This is a genomic window from Streptomyces scabiei 87.22 (assembly GCF_000091305.1).
In the GTDB taxonomy this organism is placed as follows: Bacteria; Actinomycetota; Actinomycetes; order Streptomycetales; family Streptomycetaceae; genus Streptomyces; species Streptomyces scabiei.
The window spans coordinates 4,714,106-4,736,078 of record NC_013929.1 but is presented as its reverse complement, the minus strand read 5'-3'; the positions used below and the strand labels follow the sequence as shown (position 1 = coordinate 4,736,078).

General features: G+C 72.3%; 25 protein-coding genes. 13 read left to right on the top strand and 12 right to left on the bottom strand.

The window, feature by feature from the left end; genetic code table 11:
* Window positions 1-3: 3 nt before the first annotated feature.
* Window positions 4-1,221, top strand: a complete 1,218-nt coding sequence (locus SCAB_RS20005) for a cytochrome P450 (protein ID WP_013001892.1) — start codon at window positions 4-6, stop codon at window positions 1,219-1,221.
* 6 nt (window positions 1,222-1,227) lie between these two features.
* On the opposite strand, the gene SCAB_RS48580 is transcribed toward SCAB_RS20005, so the two are convergent.
* From SCAB_RS48580 to SCAB_RS19990, 3 genes are all read right to left on the bottom strand, one after another.
* The gene (locus tag SCAB_RS48580; RefSeq protein ID WP_231885093.1) at window positions 1,228-1,500 is read right to left on the bottom strand and encodes a hypothetical protein; all 273 of its coding nucleotides are present in this window, start codon (window positions 1,498-1,500) and stop codon (window positions 1,228-1,230) included.
* Window positions 1,501-1,774: 274 nt separating this feature from the next.
* The gene (locus tag SCAB_RS19995) at window positions 1,775-3,451 is read right to left on the bottom strand and encodes an ABC transporter permease (RefSeq protein ID WP_041669395.1); all 1,677 of its coding nucleotides are present in this window, start codon (window positions 3,449-3,451) and stop codon (window positions 1,775-1,777) included.
* Complete coding sequence (locus tag SCAB_RS19990) at window positions 3,448-4,368, bottom strand: ABC transporter ATP-binding protein (protein ID WP_013001890.1); 921 nt, start codon at window positions 4,366-4,368, stop codon at window positions 3,448-3,450. The genes SCAB_RS19995 and SCAB_RS19990 overlap by 4 nt, the downstream gene beginning before the upstream one ends.
* 144 nt (window positions 4,369-4,512) lie before the next feature.
* On the opposite strand from SCAB_RS19990, the gene SCAB_RS19985 reads away from it, so the two are divergent.
* The gene (locus SCAB_RS19985; protein ID WP_013001889.1) at window positions 4,513-5,046 is read left to right on the top strand and encodes a GbsR/MarR family transcriptional regulator; all 534 of its coding nucleotides are present in this window, start codon (window positions 4,513-4,515) and stop codon (window positions 5,044-5,046) included.
* Window positions 5,047-5,118: 72 nt separating this feature from the next.
* On the opposite strand, the gene SCAB_RS19980 is transcribed toward SCAB_RS19985, so the two are convergent.
* Window positions 5,119-5,574 carry a hypothetical protein gene (locus SCAB_RS19980; RefSeq protein WP_013001888.1) on the bottom strand — a complete coding sequence of 152 codons (456 nt, stop codon included), beginning with the start codon at window positions 5,572-5,574 and terminating at the stop codon, window positions 5,119-5,121.
* 111 nt (window positions 5,575-5,685) lie between these two features.
* Between SCAB_RS19980 and SCAB_RS19975 the strand changes: the two genes are divergently transcribed.
* Window positions 5,686-6,189, top strand: a complete 504-nt coding sequence (locus tag SCAB_RS19975; protein ID WP_013001887.1) for a GNAT family N-acetyltransferase — start codon at window positions 5,686-5,688, stop codon at window positions 6,187-6,189.
* Between the two features lie 5 nt (window positions 6,190-6,194).
* Here the strand turns inward: SCAB_RS19975 and SCAB_RS19970 are convergent, their stop codons facing one another.
* Both SCAB_RS19970 and SCAB_RS47380 read right to left on the bottom strand, forming a co-directional pair.
* Window positions 6,195-6,401, bottom strand: coding sequence for a hypothetical protein (locus SCAB_RS19970; protein ID WP_013001886.1), 207 nt, complete (start codon window positions 6,399-6,401; stop codon window positions 6,195-6,197).
* 63 nt (window positions 6,402-6,464) lie between these two features.
* A complete protein-coding gene (locus SCAB_RS47380) occupies window positions 6,465-6,704 on the bottom strand; it encodes an ATP-binding protein (RefSeq protein WP_049875745.1) in 240 nt (79 codons plus the stop codon).
* Between SCAB_RS47380 and SCAB_RS48575 the strand changes: the two genes are divergently transcribed.
* Together SCAB_RS48575 and SCAB_RS19960 are read left to right on the top strand one after the other, a co-directional pair.
* On the top strand, window positions 6,658-6,843 hold the full coding sequence (locus SCAB_RS48575) for a Scr1 family TA system antitoxin-like transcriptional regulator (protein WP_308057812.1): 186 nt from the start codon (window positions 6,658-6,660) through the stop codon (window positions 6,841-6,843). The genes SCAB_RS47380 and SCAB_RS48575 overlap by 47 nt on opposite strands.
* Window positions 6,840-7,040 (top strand): DUF397 domain-containing protein, encoded by a 201-nt coding sequence (locus tag SCAB_RS19960; RefSeq protein ID WP_013001884.1) that lies wholly within the window; start codon window positions 6,840-6,842, stop codon window positions 7,038-7,040. Before SCAB_RS48575 ends, SCAB_RS19960 begins: the two co-directional genes overlap by 4 nt.
* Before the next feature lie 142 nt (window positions 7,041-7,182).
* Here SCAB_RS19960 and SCAB_RS19955 read toward each other — a convergent pair whose 3' ends face one another.
* Window positions 7,183-7,749: a hypothetical protein gene (locus SCAB_RS19955; protein WP_231885092.1), complete on the bottom strand. Its 567-nt coding sequence runs from the start codon at window positions 7,747-7,749 to the stop codon at window positions 7,183-7,185.
* A gap of 597 nt (window positions 7,750-8,346) precedes the next feature.
* Between SCAB_RS19955 and SCAB_RS19950 the strand changes: the two genes are divergently transcribed.
* From SCAB_RS19950 to SCAB_RS19940, 3 genes are read left to right on the top strand one after another with little or no spacing between them, the layout of a single operon-like run.
* Window positions 8,347-8,730, top strand: a complete 384-nt coding sequence (locus SCAB_RS19950) for a hypothetical protein (protein ID WP_013001882.1) — start codon at window positions 8,347-8,349, stop codon at window positions 8,728-8,730.
* A gap of 3 nt (window positions 8,731-8,733) precedes the next feature.
* Window positions 8,734-9,294 carry a hypothetical protein gene (locus tag SCAB_RS19945; RefSeq protein ID WP_013001881.1) on the top strand — a complete coding sequence of 187 codons (561 nt, stop codon included), beginning with the start codon at window positions 8,734-8,736 and terminating at the stop codon, window positions 9,292-9,294.
* 16 nt (window positions 9,295-9,310) lie between these two features.
* On the top strand, window positions 9,311-9,682 hold the full coding sequence (locus SCAB_RS19940) for a peptidase inhibitor family I36 protein (protein ID WP_013001880.1): 372 nt from the start codon (window positions 9,311-9,313) through the stop codon (window positions 9,680-9,682).
* 72 nt (window positions 9,683-9,754) lie between these two features.
* Here the strand turns inward: SCAB_RS19940 and SCAB_RS19935 are convergent, their stop codons facing one another.
* A complete protein-coding gene (locus SCAB_RS19935) occupies window positions 9,755-10,837 on the bottom strand; it encodes a diacylglycerol kinase family protein (RefSeq protein WP_013001879.1) in 1,083 nt (360 codons plus the stop codon).
* A 197-nt stretch (window positions 10,838-11,034) separates the two neighbouring features.
* Between SCAB_RS19935 and SCAB_RS19930 the strand changes: the two genes are divergently transcribed.
* Together SCAB_RS19930 and SCAB_RS19925 are read left to right on the top strand one after the other, a co-directional pair.
* Window positions 11,035-12,318 carry an adenylosuccinate synthase gene (locus SCAB_RS19930; protein ID WP_037727407.1) on the top strand — a complete coding sequence of 428 codons (1,284 nt, stop codon included), beginning with the start codon at window positions 11,035-11,037 and terminating at the stop codon, window positions 12,316-12,318.
* Window positions 12,319-12,476: 158 nt separating this feature from the next.
* Window positions 12,477-12,770, top strand: coding sequence for a DUF3303 family protein (locus SCAB_RS19925; RefSeq protein ID WP_013001877.1), 294 nt, complete (start codon window positions 12,477-12,479; stop codon window positions 12,768-12,770).
* A gap of 45 nt (window positions 12,771-12,815) precedes the next feature.
* Here SCAB_RS19925 and SCAB_RS19920 read toward each other — a convergent pair whose 3' ends face one another.
* The 4 genes from SCAB_RS19920 to SCAB_RS19905 all read right to left on the bottom strand — a co-directional run bounded on the left by SCAB_RS19920 (window position 12,816) and on the right by SCAB_RS19905 (window position 18,220).
* On the bottom strand, window positions 12,816-13,466 hold the full coding sequence (locus SCAB_RS19920; RefSeq protein WP_013001876.1) for a hypothetical protein: 651 nt from the start codon (window positions 13,464-13,466) through the stop codon (window positions 12,816-12,818).
* A gap of 98 nt (window positions 13,467-13,564) precedes the next feature.
* The gene (locus SCAB_RS19915) at window positions 13,565-16,015 is read right to left on the bottom strand and encodes a dolichyl-phosphate beta-glucosyltransferase (RefSeq protein ID WP_013001875.1); all 2,451 of its coding nucleotides are present in this window, start codon (window positions 16,013-16,015) and stop codon (window positions 13,565-13,567) included.
* Complete coding sequence (locus SCAB_RS19910; RefSeq protein ID WP_013001874.1) at window positions 16,012-16,713, bottom strand: GntR family transcriptional regulator; 702 nt, start codon at window positions 16,711-16,713, stop codon at window positions 16,012-16,014. Before SCAB_RS19910 ends, SCAB_RS19915 begins: the two co-directional genes overlap by 4 nt.
* Window positions 16,714-16,864: 151 nt before the next feature.
* Complete coding sequence (locus tag SCAB_RS19905; protein WP_013001873.1) at window positions 16,865-18,220, bottom strand: aspartate aminotransferase family protein; 1,356 nt, start codon at window positions 18,218-18,220, stop codon at window positions 16,865-16,867.
* 199 nt (window positions 18,221-18,419) lie between these two features.
* Between SCAB_RS19905 and SCAB_RS19900 the strand changes: the two genes are divergently transcribed.
* From SCAB_RS19900 to SCAB_RS19890, 3 genes are all read left to right on the top strand, one after another.
* Entirely contained in the window at window positions 18,420-19,025 is a 606-nt protein-coding gene (locus tag SCAB_RS19900; RefSeq protein ID WP_013001872.1) for a DJ-1/PfpI family protein, read from the top strand.
* The gene (locus tag SCAB_RS19895; protein WP_013001871.1) at window positions 19,022-19,507 is read left to right on the top strand and encodes a MarR family winged helix-turn-helix transcriptional regulator; all 486 of its coding nucleotides are present in this window, start codon (window positions 19,022-19,024) and stop codon (window positions 19,505-19,507) included. The genes SCAB_RS19900 and SCAB_RS19895 overlap by 4 nt, the downstream gene beginning before the upstream one ends.
* Before the next feature lie 116 nt (window positions 19,508-19,623).
* Window positions 19,624-21,810, top strand: a complete 2,187-nt coding sequence (locus SCAB_RS19890) for a serine/threonine-protein kinase (protein WP_013001870.1) — start codon at window positions 19,624-19,626, stop codon at window positions 21,808-21,810.
* The last annotated feature ends 163 nt before the right edge of the window (window positions 21,811-21,973 follow it).

The window sequence follows — 21,973 nt, the reverse complement described above, 5'->3', positions numbered from 1 at the left end:
GTCATGGCAGCTGCTTCCGACCTCGCTTTCGACCCGTGGGACCCCGACTTCGTGGCCGACCCGTACCCGGCGTACGCGGAGCTGCGGGCCCGGGGCAGGGTGCAGTACTTCGAGCCGACGAACCAGTGGCTCGTCCCGCACCACGCAGATGTCTCGGCCCTGCTGCGGGACCGCAGGCTCGGGCGGACGTACCAGCACCGGTTCACGCACGAGGACTTCGGCCGGGTCGCGCCGCCGGCGGAGCACGAGCCGTTCCACACGCTCAACGACCACGGCATGCTCGACCTGGAGCCGCCGGACCACACCCGGATCCGGCGGCTGGTGTCGAAGGCGTTCACACCGCGCACGGTGGAGCGGCTGAAGCCGTATGTGGAGGGACTGGCCGGTGAGCTGGTCGCCGGGCTGGTCGAGGCCGGCGGGGGAGACCTGCTGACGGACGTCGCGGAGCCGCTGCCGGTGGCGGTGATCGCCGAGATGCTCGGCATCCCCGAGTCCGACCGGGCCCAGTTGCGGCCCTGGTCGGCGGACATCTGCGGGATGTACGAGCTGAGCCCGTCGGAGGACACGGCGAAGCGGGCGGTGCGGGCGTCGGTGGAGTTCTCGGAGTTTCTGCGGGAGCTGATCGCGCACCGCAGGGCGAAGCCGGGTGAGGACCTGATCTCGGGCCTGATCGCCGCCCACGACGAGGGCGACCGTCTCACCGAGCAGGAGATGATCTCCACCTGTGTGCTGCTGCTGAACGCGGGCCACGAGGCGACGGTGAACGCCACCGTGAACGGCTGGTGGGCGCTGTTCCGGAACCCGGAGCAGCTGGCGGCCCTGCGCGCGGACCACGCGCTGGTGCCCGCGGCGGTGGAGGAGCTGATGCGGTACGACACCCCGCTGCAGCTGTTCGAGCGGTGGGTGCTGGACGACGTCGAGATCGACGGGACGACGGTTCCGCGCGGCGCGGAGATCGCGATGCTGTTCGGCTCGGCCAACCACGACCCGGCCGTGTTCGCCGCCCCCGAGCGGCTGGACCTCACCCGCACGGAGAACCCGCACATCTCCTTCAGCGCGGGCATCCACTACTGCATCGGCGCCCCCCTCGCCCGGATCGAACTGGCCGCCTCGATGACGGCCCTCCTGACGAAGGCCCCGGCACTGACGCTCGCCACCGAGCCGACCCGGAAGCCGAACTTCGTGATCCGAGGGCTGGACGGCCTGGCCGTCGAGGTCTGACCCCCTTCAACCGCCGGACCCCGGCCCCGGCTCCGACCTCGGCCCCGAACACGGACCCGAACCCGAACCCGGACCCGATCCTCCGGCCCCCGGGCGCCGGCGCCGGGCGCACAGTGCCGCGATCAGCAGGCAGACGGCGGCCGGGACGGCCGCTCCGGCCAGGGCGACGAAGGGGAGTTCGGTGACGAGGACGGTGTAGTCCATGCCCTCGCCCTCGAAGCCGCCCCGGAGATGGCGCCGGGTGCGGTCGGAGGTGCTCCAGGCGAGCGTCGCGGCCACCGTGCCCGCCGCCGACAATGCACATCCGCCGCACCCCGAAAGGCTCTCCCGGTCCACCCCGCGACTCCCTGCCCGTCCGCCCCTGTCCGGCTCGCATGCCCCGTGTTGCTCCGGGGCGGGTCGGCCGGTCGGTCCACGACGGGAGGGACGCGGGCTCCGCTGCCGTGGTTCTCCCGGCCGGGGCAGGTGCCACGGCCAGGGAGGCACGAGACCGCACCGGCGGCCGGAACCCGCCACGCCGCCGCAGTCGGCGAACCGCTCCGCAACGCACCCCTCAGCTGCTGAGATCCCGCCGTCGCAGCCCGGCCAGGCCGCCCGCCACCAGCAGCACCGCGATCCCGGTCAGGACCAGTACCGGCGTCCACTCCATCTCCCCGCCCGGCAGCTTCGGCAGGTGGCCGAAGGGCGAGAGGTCGAGGACGGCCCGGGGGGCGTCGAGCGCGGGGCCGATCCAGCCGATGAGCAGGACGGCACCGGCGAGGCCCCAGGCCGCCGGCGCCGCACGGGGGGTGAGGCCGTAGAGCAGGACCGCGCTGCCGCCGACGACCCACACCCCGGCGACCTGGACGAGGCACCCGGCCAGGATGGGGCCGGCATCCTTGCCGTAGCCGAGGGTGAAGCCGAGACCGGCGAGGAGCATGATCCACACGGCTCCGCCGAAGGCGACGGCCAGGTGCCCGGCGGCCCAGCGGACGCGGCCCACCGCGTTGGCCAGGAGCGGTTCGGCACGGCCGGAGGTTTCCTCGCCGTGCAGCCGCAGCACGGCGGCGACGACGTACAGCGCGGCGATCAGACCGAGCATGCCGATCATCGAGGCGAGGAAGGCGTCGGTCAGGCCGGACCGGCCGCCCATCCGCTCGAAGATCTGGCGGGCACCTTCGTTGTCACCGACGAATTCGGCCGTGCCCTCGGTCAGCCCGCCGTAGACGAGTCCGGCGAGGAAGAAGCCGATGCTCCAGCCGAGGACGCTGCCGCGCTGCAACCGCCAGGCGAGCGCACCGGCCGTGCCCAGTCGGCCGGTCGCGGGTCCCGGCCGGGTCGGCAGGAAGCTCATGCCGACGTCGCGGCGCCCGGCCAGCTGGTACGCCACCGCGCCCTGGAGCAGCGTCGCGGCCACGAACAGGGACAGCACCCACCACCGTTCGTCGGCGAACGAACGCTCGTTTTCCAGCCACCCCAGCGGCGACATCCACGTCAAAAAAGACGAACCGTCGTTCGCGGACGAGTCCCCTGCCGCCCGCAGCACGAACGCCAGACCCAGCACCCCTGCCGTCAGCCCCCGCGCCAGCCGGGCGCTCTCCGTCAGTTGTGCCACGACCGCCGCCATCGTCGCGAACACCATCCCGACGCCCGCGATGCCCAGCCCGAACGCCACCGCGCCCGCGGCCCCCTGCCCGGCCAGCCCGAGCGTGACGAGCGCCGCCAGGCCGCCGTTCGCGACGGCCGCCGTGAGTAGGGCGGCCGTCAGCGGCGCCCGGCGGCCGACCGTGCCCGACGCGATCAGTTCCTGGCGGCCGCTCTCCTCCTCGTCGCGGGTGTGGCGGATGACGACGAGGAGGCTCATGATCGCGGCGAGCAGACCGGCGTAGACGCCGACGCGCCAGGCGGTCAGGGCGCCGAGGGAGTCGTCGAAGACGGGACCGACCAGGGCGCGCAGGGACGCGTTGGTGGTCATCTGGCGCATGAGGTCGGCGCGTTCGGCGGCGGTGCCGTACAGGCTGCGCAGGCTGTTGGGCATGGACAGGACCATCAGTCCGGTCACCGCGACCCAGACCGGAACCATCACACGGTCCCGGCGCAGGGCGAACCGCAACAGGATGCCCGTGCCGGCCAGTTGGTCGGCCCCGCCCGACCGGACGGCGAACGGACCGGCCGATCCGGCCGATCCGGCCGATCCCGCCTGTCCGGCCGAGGGGGCGGACTCGGCTGATCCGGTGGTGGAGGCGGTCATCGCGCGACCGCCTCCTCCCGGGTGCCGCGCGTGACGTCGTCCTGGTAGTGCCGCAGGAACAGCTCCTCCAGGGTCGGGGGAGTGGACGTCAGGGACCGTACGCCGGCGTCGGTGAGGGAGCGGAGGACGGCGTTGAGCTTGTCGGTGTCGACCTGGAGGTGGACGCGGTTGCCCCGGACGTCGAGATCGTGGACGCCGGGGAGACCGGTCAGACCGTCGGGCGGCCCGGCGAGTTCGGCGGTGACGGTGGTACGGGTGAGGTGGCGCAGTTCGGCGAGGGAGCCGCTCTCGACGGTCACGCCCTTGCGGATGATGCTCACCCGGTCGCACAACTCCTCGACCTCGCTGAGGATGTGGGACGACAGCAGGACCGTCCGGCCCCGGTCGCGCTCCTCCCGTACGCACTGCTGGAAGACCTCCTCCATCAGCGGGTCCAGGCCCGAGGTCGGCTCGTCCAGGATGAGGAGGTCGACGTCGGAGGCGAACGCGGCGACGAGGGCGACCTTCTGACGGTTGCCCTTGGAGTAGGTGCGGCCCTTCTTGGTCGGGTCCAGTTCGAACCGCTCGACCAGTTCCGCGCGGCGCCCCGCGTCCAGCCCGCCCCGGAGCCGTCCGTAGAGGTCGATGACCTCGCCGCCGGAGAGGTTCCGCCACAGGGTCACGTCGCCGGGGACGTACGCGATGCGGCGGTGCACCTCGACCGCGTCCCTCCACGGGTCGTGGCCCAGGACCTGCGCGGCGCCCGAGTCGGCGCGGAGCAGGCCGAGCAGGACACGGATCGCGGTGGACTTTCCGGCGCCGTTGGGGCCGAGGAAGCCGTGGACCTCGCCGGAGGCGACCGTCAGGTCGAGGCCGTCCAGCGCGTGGGTTCGTCCGAAGGACTTCTGGAGTCCGGAGACGGTGATGGCCTGCGTCATGTTCAGAACGTACGCTTAATTCAGAAATTTGTGAAGTTAAGGAAGGGTGTGAACTGCCGGTAGGGTGGCGACAGGGCCTGACCAGGGAGTATGCGGACCCGCGGAGGGGCCTCACGACGACGGCGGGCGAGGGAGTGATCAGGGATGACGGATCCGGAGACCGGCGCCGGGGCGGAGACCGATGCCGTGGCGGAGGCCGGGGGGCGTGACGCCGAGTCGGTCTCCCGTTTCGTCGAGAACTTCGCGGCCCAGCTCGTCGAGGCCGGGGTCCCGCGTATGCCGGCCCGGGTCTTCGCCGCGCTCCTCGCCTCCGACACCGGTGCGCTGACCTCCGTGGAGCTGGGCGAACAGCTGCAGATCAGCCCGGCGGCCGTCTCCGGCGCCGTCCGCTATCTCGCCCAGGTGCGCCTGGTGTCACGGGAGCGTGAGCCGGGTTCGCGCCGCGAGCGCTACCGAGTCCACAGCGACCAGTGGTACGAGGCCCTCACCAACCGCGAGGCCATCATCAAGCGCTGGCAGGAGTCCCTGCGCGAGGGGGTGGCCGGCCTGGGTGTCGACACCCCGGCGGGGCGCCGGCTGGCCGAGACCCTCGCGTTCTTCGAGTTCGTCGAGGTCGAGGTCGAGGCCGTGATGCGACGCTGGCGCACCCGCCGCGACGAGCTGTTCCCTCGGGGCTGAGCGGGGCTGAGCGGGGCTGAGCGGGGCTGAGCGGGGCTGACCGGGGAAACCGGCGGGGCCGGGGGTGGGCGGCTATCCCTCCGCTTTCTCGGCGCCCGTCTCCGTCCGGCTCGCCAGGCGCTCGTGGCGCTGCCGCGCCGCCTGGGGGCTCCCCAGGCCGAGGCCGAAGGCGATCTCCGGCCAGGTCATGCCGCGGCCCCGGGCCATGTCGAGGAGGCCGAGCTCCAGTTCGTCCATCTCGCCGCGTGCGAGGGGGATCAGGGTCAGGGCGGCGGTGATGTCGGCGCGGTCGACCTCGGCCTCGCCGTCGTCCGGCAGCGCGGCGCCGCTGAGCAGGTACGAGACCAGCCTGATCGCCTCGTGCGGGCCGAGGACGTGCGGGTGTACCTGGCGGCGGCGCTGCTCGTCCGTGGCCGCATGCCGCTCGGCGATGCGGAACAGGGACGTGTAGACGCGCTGGGCCCGGGCCTCGTCCGCGTTCGGGGGCGAGAAGGGATCGTCGGGCTGCTGCGGAGGCGTTGACGGCATGCAGCCAGCATCGAATGCAAACAACTTGTTGTCAACGCTTTATTTCCTCCTGCCTGCTCCACGAACCCTCACGGCTGGACACGGCTCGGCGCCGTGCCCGATGATCCCCGCATGATCCGTACCGCCACCGTGGACGACGTAGCGGAGATCGGCGCGATGATCCGCGAACTCGCCGACTACGAACGGGCCGTCGAGCAGGCCCGGGCCACGCCGGAACAGCTCCGCGAGGCCCTCTTCGGCGAGCACCCGGCGGCGTACGTGCTGATCGCGCAGGACGACGACACGGCCGCGACCGTGGGCTTCGCGCTGTGGTTCCCGCGCTTCTCGACGTGGACCGGTACGCGGGGCATGCATCTGGAAGACCTCTTCGTACGCCCCGGCGCGCGGGGTGCGGGGCACGGCAAGGCCCTGCTCGCCGCCCTCGCCGCGCTCTGCGAGCAGCGGGGTTACGAGCGCTTCGAGTGGTGGGTGCTCGCCTGGAACGAGCCGACGATCGACTTCTACAAGTCGCTCGGGGTGGAACTCCTGGACGAGTGGACGGTGTGCCGGCTCACCGGTGCCCCCCTCAAGTCCCTCGCCGCCCAGGCCCCGCCCGTCGTGCACGGCGCCGACTAGCGGCCTCAGTCGGAGGCGTTCGGGCGAGCCCTGCCCGCCGCCTTCCTCGCCGCGCGGTGCCGTCTGGCCAGTCGCATCGAGTCGAGGCAGGAGACGCCGTCCCTGCGGCAGGCGTCCTTGCAGGCCACGGCATGGTCCAGCCATGCGCTGAACGTGGCCATGACCTGATCCGGCGGTACGGTGCCGCCCGGCCGCCCCGGTTCGTCACTCATGCCGTACGCCTCTCACCCGGGTACGCCGTGACGCACGCCCGCGCGAGGTCCCGCTCGGCCGCGTCACCGTGGCCCTCCCGGGACCACGAAGTACGCCCATACGCACTTGGTGAACGGCCGCGTCTCATGCCCCCACCGCTCGGCGAGGGCGGCGACGAGCACGAGGCCGCGCCCGCCGTCCTGTTGGGGATCCGGCTCCGCCCGCAGGGCAGGACCCTTCGCCTTGTCCGGGTCCGACACCTCCTTCAGCTTCGACGTGGAGCCGATCGTGGAAGCTGTGACGCTGGAGAACCTGCGGGGCACGTCCATCCTTGAAGCGCCCGAGGATCTCGCCTCTTACACGCTTGCCTTCGACCAACTACGATCGGCAGCACTGGCACCGGATGCAAGCGAGCAGCTCATTCGGCGCGCGCGAGAGAGAATCAAGGACGAAGCGTCGTGACCCCTGAGTTCATAGGCCCGTTCTGGAATTCCTCGTACACCACAGGTGAGGGACAATGCGTCGAGGTCGCCCTCACCTCCACCGGCGGTCGCGCCATCCGCGACAGCAAGAACCCCCACGGCCCCCTCCTGCACCTCTCGCCCACCGGCTGGCAGGCCTTTCTCGACGCCACCAAGGACAGCGCTCGGGTGGAGTAATCACCAGCCCGTGGCGATGCCGCACGGCTTAGCATGGAGGGGTCGCCCTAAAGCGATACCCCCGTGCCGGAACCCCGGCTCGATTACGGCGAGCCGGGGTTTCCGATGGTGCGACTGGGCCCTCAGGCGGCCATTGCCGGAATCAGTGGTGACCGCCGATCACGCGGAAACTACCCACGACGGCCACACGCTCCAGCTGCTGCTGGCCGGCGACCGAGTTGCTGGAGCTGTGCGGACCCACCGTGGCAACAGGGGCGCCGTTGTCGCAGGTGACCCCGTTGAAGAACTCGACGGTCCGGTCGCTCTCGTTCCGGATGTTGAAGCTGGTGGTGTTGATCGGCGGAACGATCAGGCTGTTCACGTTGATCACGGCGATGCAGGAGCCGGGGTCGGCCGAGTAGGACCGCTCGTTGATGTAGATGCGGCCCTCCTCCCGGTTGTCACCGCGGCCCTCGCCCCGGCCCTCACCTCGGCCCTCGCCCCTCTTGCCGCCCCAGCTCTCCTTGCCGCCGGGGTCGGACGAGGCGTTCGAGCCGGCCTCGGTGCCGGTGCCGTTGCCGCCGCGCGGGGCGACGGGGGCCGCGTCCTGGACGAGCGAGGTGGTCTTCGGGGCGGACTCCAGAGCGGAGCTGGCGTACGTGACACCTGTGGCGGCCGCGACTGCCACGCCGACGGAGGCGGCGATCACCGTGACTTTACGAGTGCGCAATGCACTTCCCCTTCTCTTCGTTCTCGTCGACAGGACCTGCCGACGAGAACGAACGTAATGACGGCCATTTCCGCTGTCATGTCGAGGAGATCCGGCGCAGTGTGAAAATTAGGCTGGACGGTCGCATGAATTGTCGCCCCGGAGGGTGACGGTCGGCGCGCCTGACGCTGCATCAAAATATGGCAATGAGCTGGTGTTTTGATCCGAGCGAAGCGTCTCTCGGGAGCGCGCTGACACATCGTCACTCTGTTGGGGGTGCGGTGCGGGGTGCGCCCCCTGAGTACTCGTCAGGCTTTTCTCGGGCGACATGGCTGACGCCCTCTCAGAAACCCACGGCATGCGAGGAAATGGCCTTTCGGCCCCTCGCGTGAATTCGCATCCGATTCATCATCGCAACGGCGTGTCGCGCCCTCGCGGGAGCATTTCCGTGCCTATCGTGACCGTCCCTGTGCCGAGGGCCGGGGCGCCGGTGACGCACGCCCCCGCGCGCTCGCCCGAAGGGGTGGATACGGGCATATCGCCGTGGGCGCTGGGCAGGTCGCCGTGTCAGCTGTGGCTGGCCCCTGCCGTCCGACCACCGTTCCCGGGAATCCGCCCATGCGCCAACTCGCCGTCCTGTCCGCGGCCTTCGCCGTCCTCCTCCCCGCCGCCTCCCCGGCTCTCCCGGCCACCGCGCCGGCCGCCCCCGCCGCCGTACCGCCGGGGCATGTGTACTTCTGGCCCGAACACGGTCAGATGGGCCCGGGCGGCGCCTGGGACTACGCGCCGCCCGGCTACCGCGAGGCCGACGCCCGCGTGAAGCGCCACGCGTACTCCTTCGACTCGCACGCCCCCGTCAGCGTCTTCGCGATCCACTACCGGTCCGGCGGCGGCTGCCTCTACCGCGAGATCCGCCCCGACGACTACGACGACGACTGGAGCGAGTGGGCGACGAGGTTCGACGGCGTCAGCGACACGCGGATGGGCTGCGAGGCGGGCTGACCGATGGGAACCGTCGAGCGGGCGGAACCCGCGACGCACCCCCGCCGCCGTACGGCTCCCGCCGTGCTCCTCGTCTGCGGTCTGTTCCTCGCCGCCGGTACCGCGTGCGCGGCGCCCCCGGCCCCGCCCCGGCTCTCCCCGGACGACGTCATCAAGGCCGCGACACAGCGGCTGACCGACGCCTGTCTGACCGGCCGGGGGCTCGCTCCGCCGCGTCCGGGGCAGAGCGCGGCCCCGGGCGCCGAGCGGGCGCGGGTCGCCGATGCGCTGTTCGGGGCCGGGCGCAGGGAGCTGTCGTTGAGGCTGCCGACCGGATACGTCGTCCGCGCCCACACCGACGGCTGCCTGGCCGCGGCCCAGCGCAGGCTCTACGGCGACCAGCGCCGCTGGTTCCGTACCTCCACGATCGTCAACAACCTCCGACCCGAGGCCGTCCACACCGACCGCACCCTCGCCGAGGTCCGCGCGGCACACCGTACGGAACTCGCCGAGTGGGAGCGGCTGCGGGCCCGTGCCCTCACCGAAGCCACCTCTCTGATCGGCCCTGGCAACCCCCACCCCTGAAGGGAAAAACAGCACAGTGAAGCGCTTCACCGCCCTGTTCTCCGCGGTACTCCTCTCCGCCGGCGTGGTCCTCGCGTCGTCGGGCTCGGCGCAGGCCGCGGCCTGCGGCAGCGGCAACTTCTGCGTCTGGACGGACGCCAACTTCTCCGGCATGAAGATCGAGTGGCCGGGCGACGACCACTGGTGGGAGAGCAACATCGCCGACGCGGACTCCTCCTGGGCCAACCACGGCATCTCCGGCGCCGGCATCAAGGACCACGTCAAGGTGTACTCCAGCGGCAACCTCGGCGGTCACATGACCATCTGCCTCACCCCCGGCCAGGAGGTCGGCTACAACGGAGCCGCCAACGACGACGGCGACTCCCACACCTGGGCCGCGAGCTGCTGATCCGATCGGCCAGGGGGCGCCCGTCACGCACCGGGCGCCCCCGCCCCGAGGCGCCCGCCCGCACCCGCCCGTTCACCCCGGCAGCGTCAGCCCCCAGGCGCCCTCCCGTACCGTCCACGTCCGCGTCCGCACCGGCCCCGCCACCAGGGAGTCCGCCCGGTAGCGGAAGTCCGGGCCCGACACGGTCACCCGGTGGCCGACCGCGTGCAGCGGGGACGCCTCGGCGCCCACCGACACCGGCCGGATCTCGACGTCGGCGCCGCCGTCGGTGCCCGGCGTGATCGACACCGCCTCCACGGGCTGGTCGAGGTCGACGAGCAGGACGCCGTCCACCTCCACCCGCAGCCGCGAGGGCCCGGCACCGCTGCCGGGGGCCACCCGTATGCGGGCCGGCCGCAGCGGACGGGACAGCCCGGGAGGCCGCGCCGGCCGCGTCGACAACGTACGGGCGAGGGACTGCGGCCAGGCGCGCAGCCAGTGGTGCGGGCCGGGCGGGGAACCGTCGTCCGCCGGACCGCCTGCCGCCCCCGGCGCCCGGTCCGCTCCCGAGCCCGCGCCGGCGCCCGTCCTCGGGCCCGCACCTCCGCCGGGCCGCCCCGGCCGCCCCGAACGACCCTTGCCCATTCCGGTCCCGGTCCCCGTCCCGGTGCCAGGTCCCGTGTCCCCGGCCGGGGTGCCCTCTCTCCCCTCCGCGCTCTCCGTGCGCCGGGGAGAGGACGCGCCCGGCAGGACCGGGATGCGCAGCGTGCCCAGCACCACCCCGTCGCTGTCGTCGACGAGCAGATCCAGCCGCCGCTCGACACCGTCCAGGGCGGCGCGCGCCGCCGCGACCGCGCCGGTGGGCACGCCCAGGGAATGGGCCAGACCCAGCGCGGAGCCGACCGGGACCAGGGAGAGGGCGCACGACGCCAGCTCCCGCCGGCGATGCAGGAGCGCCACCGCCCGCAGCAGCGCGCGGTCGTCACCGACCACCACCGGCCGCCGCGAACCACGTCGTGCGAGCGCCCGCGCGAATTCCTCGGGCCCCTCCGGAAGACACACTTTCGTACTCGCCGCACCCGCGCTGAGCACGTCTTTCGCGATCCGTACGGCCTCGCCGTCCGTGCGACGGGCGAGGGGGTCTATGACCACGAGGAGCTGGTCGGGAGTCGCCACCTCGGTCCTGCCTCGCTTCCTCGGGTAGCATCTTTGTGCAAGAGCCCCTTGCGCTATTGCGCCAGGGGCTTCGTCTATTCCGGGGCATCCGGGTCCGACAGGTGCGACCAACGGCGGTCGCGGCGCACGCGATGCATATGAGCCAGCGCGTACGCCCCCGACCTTGGACATGCCCCGCCCGGAAGGGGTGTACGCGCGTGCCCGCACTTGTGCTGCTCGGTGCTCAGTGGGGTGACGAAGGCAAGGGAAAGGCGACGGACCTGCTAGGTGGGTCCGTCGACTATGTGGTGCGCTACCAGGGCGGCAACAACGCCGGCCACACGGTAGTCGTGGGTGACCAGAAGTACGCCCTCCACCTCCTCCCTTCCGGGATCCTCACTCCGGAGTGCACTCCGGTCATCGGTAACGGTGTCGTTGTCGACCCGTCGGTCCTGCTCTCCGAGCTGAGCGGTCTGAACGAGCGCGGCGTCGACACGTCCAAGCTCCTGCTCAGCGGCAACGCCCACATCATCACGCCGTACAACGTGACCCTGGACAAGGTCACGGAGCGCTTCCTCGGAAAGCGCAAGATCGGCACGACGGGGCGGGGCATCGGCCCGACCTACGCGGACAAGATCAACCGCGTAGGTATCCGCGTCCAGGACCTCTACGACGAGTCGATCCTGACGCAGAAGGTCGAGGCGGCCCTCGACGTCAAGAACCAGGTCCTCACCAAGCTCTTCAACCGCCGGGCCATCTCCACCGACCAGGTCGTCGAGGAACTGCTCGTCTACGCGGACAAGCTCGCCCCGTACGTCACCGACACGGTCCTGGTCCTCAACCAGGCCCTGGAGGAGAACAAGGTCGTCCTCTTCGAGGGCGGGCAGGGCACCCTGCTCGACATCGACCACGGGACGTATCCCTTCGTCACCTCGTCCAACCCCACCGCGGGCGGCGCCTGCACGGGTACGGGTGTCGGGCCGACGAAGATCAGCCGGGTCATCGGCATCCTCAAGGCGTACACGACCCGGGTCGGGGCGGGTCCGTTCCCGACCGAGCTGTTCGACGCGGACGGCGAGGCGCTGCGCCGCATCGGCGGCGAGCGGGGCGTGACCACGGGCCGCGACCGCCGCTGCGGCTGGTTCGACGCGGTGATCGCCCGCTACGCGACCCGGGTGAACGGTCTGACGGACTTCTTCCTCACCAAGCTCGACGTCCTCACCGGCTGGGAGCAGATCCCGGTCTGTGTCGCGTACGAGATCGACGGCAAGCGCGTCGAGGAACTTCCCTACTCGCAGTCCGACTTCCACCACGCGAAGCCGATCTACGAGAACCTGCCGGGCTGGTCCGAGGACATCTCCTCGGCCAAGTCCTTCTCCGACCTGCCGAAGAACGCCCAGGCGTACGTGAAGGCGCTGGAGGAGATGTCCGGCGCGCCGATCTCCGCGATCGGTGTCGGTCCGGGCCGCGACGAGACGATCGAGATCAACTCGTTCATCTAGGGCCGCACACAGGGCGGTGACGCACCTCGGGCCGGGCACGCGCACGCGTGCCCGGCCCGCTGCCTCTTCCCCGGTCGGGCCCCGCGCGCATACCGGGCATATCCTGAAATGGCGCGCGATCCGCGCACGTCACACGGCCCGGAGGAAAGGTGAGTGCGATGCGCATGCTCTTCAAGGCACGGTTCGACACCGAGAGGTCGAACGAGGCCATCCGGAACGGCACCCTGGGGAAGCTGATGCAGGCCTCCATGGAGCAGGTCAAGCCGGAGGCGGCCTACTTCACGACCGACCAGGGGCACCGCACCTGTTACATGGTCTTCGACATGCAGGACAGCTCCGAGATGCCGGCGATCGCCGAGCCGTTCTTCCTCGACATGGGCGCCGAGGTCACCTACACCCCCGTGATGAACGCGGAGGACATGCAGAAGGGCCTCGCGGCACTGGGACGCTGAGCCGGCCGGTCGCCGGGCCCCGGCCGAGGACGAGCAGTCGGACGATCAGCTGAACACGATCATCGATCCCTGCGCCAGACTTCGGGTCGCCGCCGCGTGCAGCCCCAGCCAGACGTGCCGTTCGCGGGCGAACGGACTGGGATCGTAGGGCGCCGGAACGGCCGGCTCCTCCAACTCCGTGGGCGCGAGCGGCGCCTCGGGGCGGGCCGGAGGGTTCGCCGGGTCGATGCCGATGGCGGCGGCCACGAATTCCAGTTCCCGCAGCAGACCCTGGGACGAGCCCAGGGGACCGCCCCCGGCGAGGAGTTCGTCGCTGGACAGGGGCTGTGGGAAGTCGACCGGGACGTAGGCGCCGGCGTGGTCGTAGTGCCAGACCAGGTGGGACTGCTGGGCCGTCGTCTCGAACATCTCCAGCAACTGCTCGTAGTCACCGCCCAGCGCGTCCACCGGGGTCACCTCCAGGCCGCAGACCTGGAGCAGATAGGCCCGGCGCAGGAAGTGCAGCGCGTCGTAGTCGAAGCCCGCGACCGGGGCGACCTCCCCGGTCAGCCCGGGCATGTACTGGTACACCGGGACCGGCGGCAGCCCGGACTCGCCCAGCAGCCTGTTGTAGAGCGCGAGTTCCTCGGCGAAGGGATTGTCGGGCGTGTGGCACAGCACGTCGACGAGCGGGACCAGCCAGAGGTCACAGGCCAAAAGAGAACTCCTCGGTCATCCGGCACGCACACGGACGGTGAAGACGTGTTCGCGTACGGCGCACAGTGGTCAGGGAAGCGTAGTCGCTGAACGCGGCTTCAGTCCCCTGCGTGCAGGTCCCATACCCACACTCCGCCCGCCCACTTACCCGGGCGCCCGACGAGCTTGTCCACGGCCTCGCGCAACTGTCCGTCGTACGGCTGCGGACGCAGCACCAGGGCGCCGGCGTGCCAGTACGCGAAGTCCTTGCGGGCCTGCGCCCGCCAGTTCTCGCCGATCACCGGGACCTTGCCGGTGTAGCGGACGTCACGCAGCAGGTTGGAGGTGTGGCGGGGGGCCGCGCCGTAGATGCCGACGCGGTCCTCGCCGAAGGGGCCGTTGAAGTAGCCGCCGGGCATCCGGAAGCCGAAGCGGGCCGTGCTCTGCCAGCGCAGGGCCTCCGCGTTGCCCGGGTCCGGCAGCGGCACGGGCACCAGGGTCTCGCCGGCCCCGGTGTCGACGTACGACGCCCAGGTGCCGTCGGCGATGAACGCCGGGACCTCGGTGCGGGGCTCGGACCGCAGCGGGGCCGGGACGATCGGGAGCAGGGCGAGGGTGATCGCCATGAACCCCGCGTACCGGGTGCCGAGGCCCGGGGCGGCGGCGAGCCGCGCCCAGGCCAGGGCCAGCAGCATGCCGAGGACCGGGGCGCAGATCATCGCCACCCGGCCCTCGATGACCGACTCGAACAGCGGCTTCTCGGCGAGCAGTGCCCACGGGCCGGGCAGGACGATGTCCGTGCGCGGGAGACGGATCTCGGGTCCGAGGGAGAGCACGGCGGCGGCGACCGCCGTGCAGGCCAGCGCCTTCACCAGGGTGCGTTCCCACAGGCGTACGACGATGCCGAGGGTCAGCAGGGCCAGCGGCCAGCCGTAGAAGGCGTTCTGCTCGGTGGGGTTGAGGGAGAGCGCCTCGGCCCGTTCCCGGTCGCCCGCCAGGGAGCGTTCGGCGAAGGAGAGCAGGGCGAGCGGGCTGTTGCCGGAGTTGCTGCCGTGCGCGATGTTCCCGTAGCTCTGCGGGCCGAAGAACTGCCAGCTGAGCGGGAGGGTGACGAGGGGGAGCACGACCAGGACGGCGATGCCCAGGCCCTTCAGCAGCGGACGCCAGGCGTCACGGGCCACGTCCCGACGCAGGAGCCCGTACGCGACGGCGAACAGCAGCATGCCCATCGCGGCCAGGAGGAGGGCCTCCTCGCCGAGGAAGATCTGGTAGGCCGCCATCAGACCGAGGACGATCCCGTCCCGCTGGGTCCGGGCGCCCGTGCACAGGCGCAGCGCCCGGTCGACGATCAGCGGGATCATGAACAGGACGACGAAGTTGGGGTGCGCGTTGGCGTGGCTGACCATCGGCGGCGCGAAGGCGGCGAGGGCCGCTCCGGCGAAGGCCGCGCCCCGGTGACGTTCGACCCGTCGGACGATCAGCCAGTACCAGGAGGCGGCCGTGGCGGCCAGGCCCAGGGTCATCACCAGGGCCAGCGTGACCGCCGGCCCCAGGGCGAGGGTGACGGGGGCGAGGGGGACCGACAGGCCCAGCATGACCGTGTTGGCCATCAGGTTCACGCCGTCGGGGAAGCCCTGGAAGGTGGTGAACAGGGGGTTGCGCAGATGGACGAGGTTGTCGGCCGTGACCGCGAAGAACCACTCCCACTGGTTCTGGTCCTGGAGGGAGTCGGGCAGATAGCGGCTGTCCGGGCCGAGCCAGCGGCCTATGTGGAGGGCGACGGCCATCACCAGGAAGAGGGTGACGGCGAGGAGGTCGGCCCGGCGGACGGAACGGGCCCGCAGGACGGCCAGTTCACCGAGGACCCGGGCGTAGTCGCCGGGCTTGATCTTCGAACCGGGCTGGTGGGACCAGCGGACGGGGACCTCGGCGACGGGCCAGCCGCTGCGGCGGAAGTACCGCAGGATCTCCACGTCGATGCCGAACCCGTCGAGCCGCGAGGCCCCGAACGCCTCGCGGGCGCGGTCGCCGTCGAACAGCTTGAAACCGCACTGGGTGTCGCGGATGCCGGGCACCGCCACCCCGCGTATGAGCAGGTTGCCGGCGCGCCCGAGTGTCTCGCGCAGCCGGTGCTGATGGCGTTCGATGGTCGCGCCGGGCGCCTCGCGCGAGCCGATCGCGGCCGCGCACCCGTCGGAGAGCGCCTTGTCGAGCCGTTCCAGCTCCTCGATGGGCGCGGCGAGGTCGGCGTCCGTGAGCAGGACCCGGCGGCCGTGCGAGGCGAGGACACCCAGCCGCAGGGCGTGTCCCTTGCCCCGGTTGCGGGGGCCGCCGGAGACGAGCTGGACCCGGGCGTCGCGGGCGGTGACGGCGGCCACGACCTCGGCCGTGCCGTCCGTCGACCCGTCGTCGACGACGATGATCTCCCAGCGGGCCGCGGCCTCGGTGGCCGCGAGGTGGGCGATGATCGCGTCGAGGGTGGGGGCGAGACGGCCCTCCTCGTTGTAGGCGGGGACGACGACGGAGAGGTCGACGCTCGTCTGTCCGCCCGCCCTGGGGGTCGTGCTCATCCGCCCGCCAGGCGTTCCACCAGCGTCAGGGACCGCTCGTCGTACCCGGCGATGATCTCCTGCGCGCTCTGTGTGTCGCGGCGGGTGAGGGCGTCGACGAGGTCGGGGTGGTCCGCCCACAGCCGGCCCTTGAGATCGTCCGTCCAGTCGCTGCCCTGGCGCAGGTGCTGGACCGCGCACACCCAGGCCTGGACGCGCAGCCGGTGCAGGAAGTCGGTGAGGTAGGGGTTGCCGAACAGGGCGCTCAGCTCGCGCCAGAACCGCAGGTCGTAGCCGATCAGGATGTCCAGGTCCCCGGCGGTGGCGGCCCGCCGCGCCTCCTCGCCGCGCCGCCGGACGCCGGCGAGCGCGGCGGCCGTACGGGCGTCGACCTCGCGGTTGCCGAGCCGCCGGAACATGCCCTCGGTGACCAGGATGCGGGCCTCGACCATGTTCCGGTAGTCGCTCACGGAGTACGCGTGGACCTCGAAGCCCCGGTGCTGCACGGCGTCGAGCAGCCCCTGCGCGGACAGGTCCACCAGCGCCTCGCGCACGGGCGTCGCCGAGACCCCGTACTGCTCGGCGATCTCCTTGACCGTGAACTCCTGCCCCGGCTTCAGCCGTCCGGCCAGCACCTCGTCACGGAGCGCGTCCGCGAGCTGCTGCCGCAGGGTGCTACGGGTCACGGCGCCATTGCCGCCGGTGCCGGTGCCGGGCATCGTGGTCTGGATCCCCCATCCGCGTACGCGTACGCATGCTGTGCGTGCTCTCTGAGTCTCTTACGAGCACGTCACCTTACGCGTTCGGGTTTCGGGGAGGAGTTTTCGCCCTTCCTCTCACACTTCGCCGGCACCGGGGAGGCGGCCGGCCTCACACCGTGTGCTCGTCCGCCACGGACAGGGCCGTGTCGAGGGCGGCGAGGCCCTCCTTGAACTCGGTCTCCGTGATGTTGCACGGGGGGACGACATGGGTCCGGTTCATGTTGATGAAGGGCCACAGACCGTTCGCCTTGGCGGCGGCGCCGAAGGCGAGCATGGGCGCGTTTGCCTCACCGGCCGCGTTGTAGGGGACGAGGGGCTCGCGGGTCTCCTTGTTGCGCACCAGTTCCAGCGCCCAGAACATGCCGGTGCCGCGCACCTCGCCGACCGAGGGGTGGCGCTCGGCGAGTTCGCGCAGGGCGGGCTCCACGACCGAGGCGCCGAGGCGGGCGGCGTGGGTGACCACGCCCTCCTCCTCCATCACGTTGATCGTCGCGACGGCGGCGGCGCAGGCCAGCGGATGCCCCGAGTACGTGAGGCCGCCGGGGTAGGGGCGCCGGGCGAACGTCTCGGCGATCGCGGGGGAGATCGCCACGCCGCCGAGGGGGACGTAACCCGAGTTCACGCCCTTGGCGAAGGTCATCAGGTCGGGGACGACGTCGAAGAGGTCGGCGGCGAACCAGGTGCCCGTGCGCCCGAAGCCCGCCATGACCTCGTCCAGGACGAACACGATCCCGTACTTGTCGCACAGCTCCCGGACCCCGGCCAGATAGCCCGGCGGCGGGACCATGATCCCGGCCGTGCCCGGGATCGTCTCCAGGATGATCGCGGCGATGGTCGACGGCCCCTCGAAGGTGATCGTCGTCTCCAGGTGCTCGAGCGCCCGCGCGCACTCCTGCTCCTGCGTCTCCGCGTGGAAACGGGTGCGGTAGAGGAACGGCGCCCAGAAGTGCACGACCCCCGCCGTGCCGGTGTCGGAGGCCCAGCGGCGCGGGTCGCCCGTGAGGTTCACGGCCTGCTGGGTGCCGCCGTGGTACGAGCGGTAGGCGGCCAGCACCTTGGGGCGGCCGGTGTGCAGCCGGGCCATGCGGACGGCGTGCTCGACGGCGTCGGCGCCGCCGTTGGTGAAGAAGATCTTGTCCAGGTCGCCGGGGGTGCGCTCGGCGATCAGCCGGGCCGCCTCCGAGCGGGCCTCGACGGCGAACGCCGGGGCGAAGGTCGTCATCGTCGCGGCCTGCTCCTGGATCGCCGCGACGACCTTCGGGTGCTGGTAGCCGATGTTCGTGTAGACGAGGCCGCTGGTGAAGTCGAGGTAGCGCCTGCCGTCGTAGTCCCAGAAGTACGAGCCTTCCGCTCCGGCGACGGCGAGCGGGTCGATGAGTTCCTGCGCGGACCAGGAGTGGAAGACGTGCGCACGGTCCGCGGCCTTCACCGCGGCGCCGGCCTGGGGGTTCGGCTGAGGGGTCATGAGGGCGAGGGTAGGCGGCGGGGACGGTGAGCGGACATCGGCGACGTGTATGGGCCGCGCTGCCGCCGCACGACACAGTGTCGCGCCACGCCGCGGCCCGCCGTCATGGCCTGGTTCTTCAGAGGCACGTCCATTGACAACATGCTGTCGAAATGACAGCATGTTGTCATCAAGAGGGTCGAGGTCTTCAGGAGGAGCCATGGCCGAGCACAAGCCCGTTCATCTCGCCGTGTACGACACCTACGCCGACTGGGAGACCGGCCACACGACCGCCTTTCTCGCCCGGGCCGGCCGCCGGATCCGGACGATCGGACCCGGCCCCGGCCCCGTGCGGACGATCGGGGGCGTACGCATCCAGCCCGACGACGTCCTCGACGGACTGCGCCCCGAGGACAGCTCCTTGCTGATCCTCACCGGCGCGGACCTGTGGGACGCCGGCGACGACCTGGCGCCGTTCGCCCGCAAGGCGCGGGAGTTCCTGGCGGCCGGCGTGCCGGTCGCGGCCATCTGTGGGGCGACCGCCGGCCTCGCGCGGGAGGGGCTGCTGGACGACCGGGACCACACCAGCGCGGCCCCGTTCTACCTGGCCGCCACCGGATACGCGGGCGGCGGCCGGTACGTCGAGGCGGACGCCGTCACCGACGGGCTCCTCGTCACCGCGGGCCCCACCGAGCCCGTCGCCCTCGCCCGTGAGGTCTTCCGCCTCCTCGGCGTCTACGAGGGCGAGGTCCTCGACGCCTGGTACCGCCTGTTCCACGACTCGGACGCGCAGGCGTACGCCGTCCTGGAGGCGGCGGGACGATGAGCCGCGACCAGCAGGACCTGCTCAGCCGCACGGCCGTCGGGATCTTCCGGCTGAACGGCCAGTTCCTCTCCGTGGCCGACGAGTTGACGCGCCCGGCCGGGCTGACGGCCGCGTGGTGGCAGGTACTGGGCGCGGTGCTGCCCGAGCCGCTGCCGGTCGCCGGGGTCGCCAGGGCCATGGGCATCACCCGGCAGAGCGTCCAGCGGGTCGCCGACCTCCTCGTCGGCCGGGGCCTCGCCGAGTACGTGCCGAACCCGGCCCACCGCCGCGCCAAACTCCTCGCCCCCACCCCGGCCGGCCGTGCCGCGATCGACCGGGTCGAGCCGGGCCACGCGGCCCTGGCCGCCCGCCTCGCACGGGAACTGGGGGAGGGGGAGTTCGCGGAGACCGTACGGGTGATCGAACAACTGTCGGGTGTCCTCGACCGTCTCGCCACGTCACCGGACGTCGACGCGGCCCCGGCCGCTGTTACGGAACCGTAGACACCGCTCCATCCGCCTCCCCGTGCGGCCCCACTACGATCGGTCCGTTGCGTACGTACGCGACGTACCCGTACGTACGCGTACACATCTGCAGGGGGAGACGGGGGACGTTGGCCATGGAGAAGCTCGGGCCTGGGGATCCGCAACGCATTGGGGCGTACCGGCTGCTGGCGCGGCTCGGGTCGGGCGGCATGGGCAACGTGTACCTGGCCCGGTCCGAGCGCGGCCGTACCGTCGCCGTGAAGCTGGTCCGCCAGGAGCTGGCCGAACAGGAGGAGTTCCGGGCCCGGTTCCGGCAGGAGGTGCGGGCCGCACGGCAGGTGGGCGGGTACTGGACCGCGCCGGTCCTGGACGCGGACACCGAGGCGGGCATCCCGTGGGTGGCCACCGGATACGTCGCCGGGCCGTCCCTGCAGTCCGTGGTCGGGCGGGACCACGGGGCGCTGCCCGAGCGGTCCGTACGGATCCTCGCGGCGGGCCTCGCGCACGCGCTGGAGGACATCCACGCGGCGGGCCTCATCCACCGGGACCTCAAGCCGTCCAACGTGCTGGTGACCATCGACGGGCCGCGCGTCATCGACTTCGGCATCGCGCGGGCGCTGGAGACCGTCACGGACGGCGGGCTCACACGCACCGGCGCGCTCGTCGGCTCGCCCGGCTTCATGGCCCCCGAACAGGTGCGCGGCGACCGCATCACCCCCGCCTGCGACGTCTTCTGCCTCGGCTCCGTCCTCTCCTACGCCGCCACCGGCACCCTCCCCTTCGGCGCCGCCAACTCCGGCGTCCACGCCCTGATGTTCCGCATCGCCGAGGAGGAACCGGATCTGGAGGGGCTGCCGGAGGGCCTGTACGACATCGTCCGGGAGTGCCTGCGCAAGGACCCCGCCGCCCGTCCGACCCTGGCGCAGATCCTCCAGCGCACCGGCGCCGAGGACACGGTCTTCGCGGGCCGGTCCCGGGACCCCTGGCTGCCGAGCGCCCTGGTGGCCCAACTGGGGCGGCACGCGGTCCAGTTGCTGGACGCCGAGGATCCGGAGGAGCCGCCGGCCGGTACGGACGGTACGGAAGGGGCGGGGGCGCCGGGGGACACTGCGGTCGAGGGCGAGCCGGGAGGGCCGGCGGACGGCGGTGCTCCGGGGGCGTCCGTGCCCGCCGGGCAGCCGTCCGGGGTGCCCGCCCCGGCACCGGCCGCGCCCGCGCTCCCGCCGACAGCCCCGCCCGTGTACCCGCTGGGCGCCCCCGACGCTCCCTACGGCGGGTCCGGTGCCGCCGAGTCCTCCGGTGCCGGTGGGGCGGCGACCCCGGCCGGACACCCGGCCGCCGTGCCCGGGGCGGACACGCCGCCCTCGCCGGGCGCCGCGCCCCTGGACCGCATGCCGACGCAGATCGCGGGGACGGGCGCCGGCGCGCAGCCGCCCCCGCCCAGCGCCCCGCCGGGCCCCGCGCCCGCCGGGTACGGCTTCCCGCAGCACTACACGCAGCAGCCCGCCGGCGGGTACGGGCAGCAGCCCGCCGCCCCCGGGTACGGCTACCCGCAGAGCGCGCCGTACGGGGCATACGGGCAGGGCGGGGTCGGGCCGGGTGCGTACGGGCAGGGCGCGTACGGCGGTGGGCCGGGGGCCGGTGCCGCTCCCGGGGCGGGGCTCGGCCCGACCCCGCCCTACGGGCCGCACCCCGTGCCCGGGCTCGGCCCCGGCACGGCTCCCGGCGGGCAGCCCGAGCCGCCGCGCGGCAACCGGCGTTCCTCCGTGTTCCTCGTCGCCGTCGCGCTGGTCGTCGCGCTCGGTGCGGGCGGCTCGGTGTACGCGGTGATGAACAAGGGCGGAAGCGGGGGCAAGGAGGACGACGCGAAGGGCGGGGCGACCACGGGCGCGTCGGAGACACCGGGGCCGACGTCGTCCGAGCCGACGGATCCGGAGACCTCCCCGCAGGAGACCACCGAGTCGCCCGACGCCGGCACGGTCCCGGAGGGCTACCTCGGCACCTGGACCGCCACGCTGCCCGGCTCCGACACCCGCGAACTGGTCCTTCGGCAGGGCGAGGTCGGTGACACGGTCCTCTCGCTGACGGCGGACGGCCCGCTCGACGGCGGCGGCACGTACCACTGCGTGTTCGAGGCGGCGCTGACGGACGAGCCGGCCGACGACGGCCCGCTCAGCATCGGCCCCTCGACCGTCAGCACCGGTGAACCGGCCACGTCCTGCTCCCCGGGCGCCGCCACCACGGTCACCCTGCTGCCGGACGGGCAGCTCCGCCGGGTCGACACGGCGGGCAAGTCGGTGACGTACACGAAGTCGGACTGAACGGAGGCCGCTGCCTCCGGCTCGGGGCGGGTGGGGTGCGTGGTCGGATGCGTGCGTCGTCGGCTGCGGGTGCGTGGGGGCTGGTCGCGCAGTTCCCCGCGCCCCTGAAAGCCCGGGCCCCTGCGGGCCTGCAAAGCTCGGGGCGCAGCCCCTGCTTTTCAGG

Bases quoted from the DNA above. Each gene is read 5' to 3' on its own strand.
- SCAB_RS19950 (WP_013001882.1), top strand. From the start codon at position 8,347: ATGCGCCAACTCGCCGTCCTGTCCGCGGCCTTCGCCGTCCTCCTCCCC.
- SCAB_RS19945 (WP_013001881.1), top strand. From the start codon at position 8,734: ATGGGAACCGTCGAGCGGGCGGAACCCGCGACGCACCCCCGCCGCCGT.
- SCAB_RS19915 (WP_013001875.1), bottom strand. From the start codon at position 16,015: ATGAGCACGACCCCCAGGGCGGGCGGACAGACGAGCGTCGACCTCTCC.
- SCAB_RS19910 (WP_013001874.1), bottom strand. From the start codon at position 16,713: ATGCCCGGCACCGGCACCGGCGGCAATGGCGCCGTGACCCGTAGCACC.
- SCAB_RS19900 (WP_013001872.1), top strand. From the start codon at position 18,420: ATGGCCGAGCACAAGCCCGTTCATCTCGCCGTGTACGACACCTACGCC.
- SCAB_RS19975 (WP_013001887.1), top strand. From the start codon at position 5,686: ATGATCCGTACCGCCACCGTGGACGACGTAGCGGAGATCGGCGCGATG.
- SCAB_RS19980 (WP_013001888.1), bottom strand. From the start codon at position 5,574: ATGCCGTCAACGCCTCCGCAGCAGCCCGACGATCCCTTCTCGCCCCCG.
- SCAB_RS19905 (WP_013001873.1), bottom strand. From the start codon at position 18,220: ATGACCCCTCAGCCGAACCCCCAGGCCGGCGCCGCGGTGAAGGCCGCG.
- SCAB_RS19995 (WP_041669395.1), bottom strand. From the start codon at position 3,451: ATGACCGCCTCCACCACCGGATCAGCCGAGTCCGCCCCCTCGGCCGGA.
- SCAB_RS19890 (WP_013001870.1), top strand. From the start codon at position 19,624: ATGGAGAAGCTCGGGCCTGGGGATCCGCAACGCATTGGGGCGTACCGG.
- SCAB_RS19925 (WP_013001877.1), top strand. From the start codon at position 12,477: ATGCGCATGCTCTTCAAGGCACGGTTCGACACCGAGAGGTCGAACGAG.
- SCAB_RS19970 (WP_013001886.1), bottom strand. From the start codon at position 6,401: ATGAGTGACGAACCGGGGCGGCCGGGCGGCACCGTACCGCCGGATCAG.
- SCAB_RS20005 (WP_013001892.1), top strand. From the start codon at position 4: ATGGCAGCTGCTTCCGACCTCGCTTTCGACCCGTGGGACCCCGACTTC.
- SCAB_RS19985 (WP_013001889.1), top strand. From the start codon at position 4,513: ATGACGGATCCGGAGACCGGCGCCGGGGCGGAGACCGATGCCGTGGCG.
- SCAB_RS19895 (WP_013001871.1), top strand. From the start codon at position 19,022: ATGAGCCGCGACCAGCAGGACCTGCTCAGCCGCACGGCCGTCGGGATC.
- SCAB_RS19990 (WP_013001890.1), bottom strand. From the start codon at position 4,368: ATGACGCAGGCCATCACCGTCTCCGGACTCCAGAAGTCCTTCGGACGA.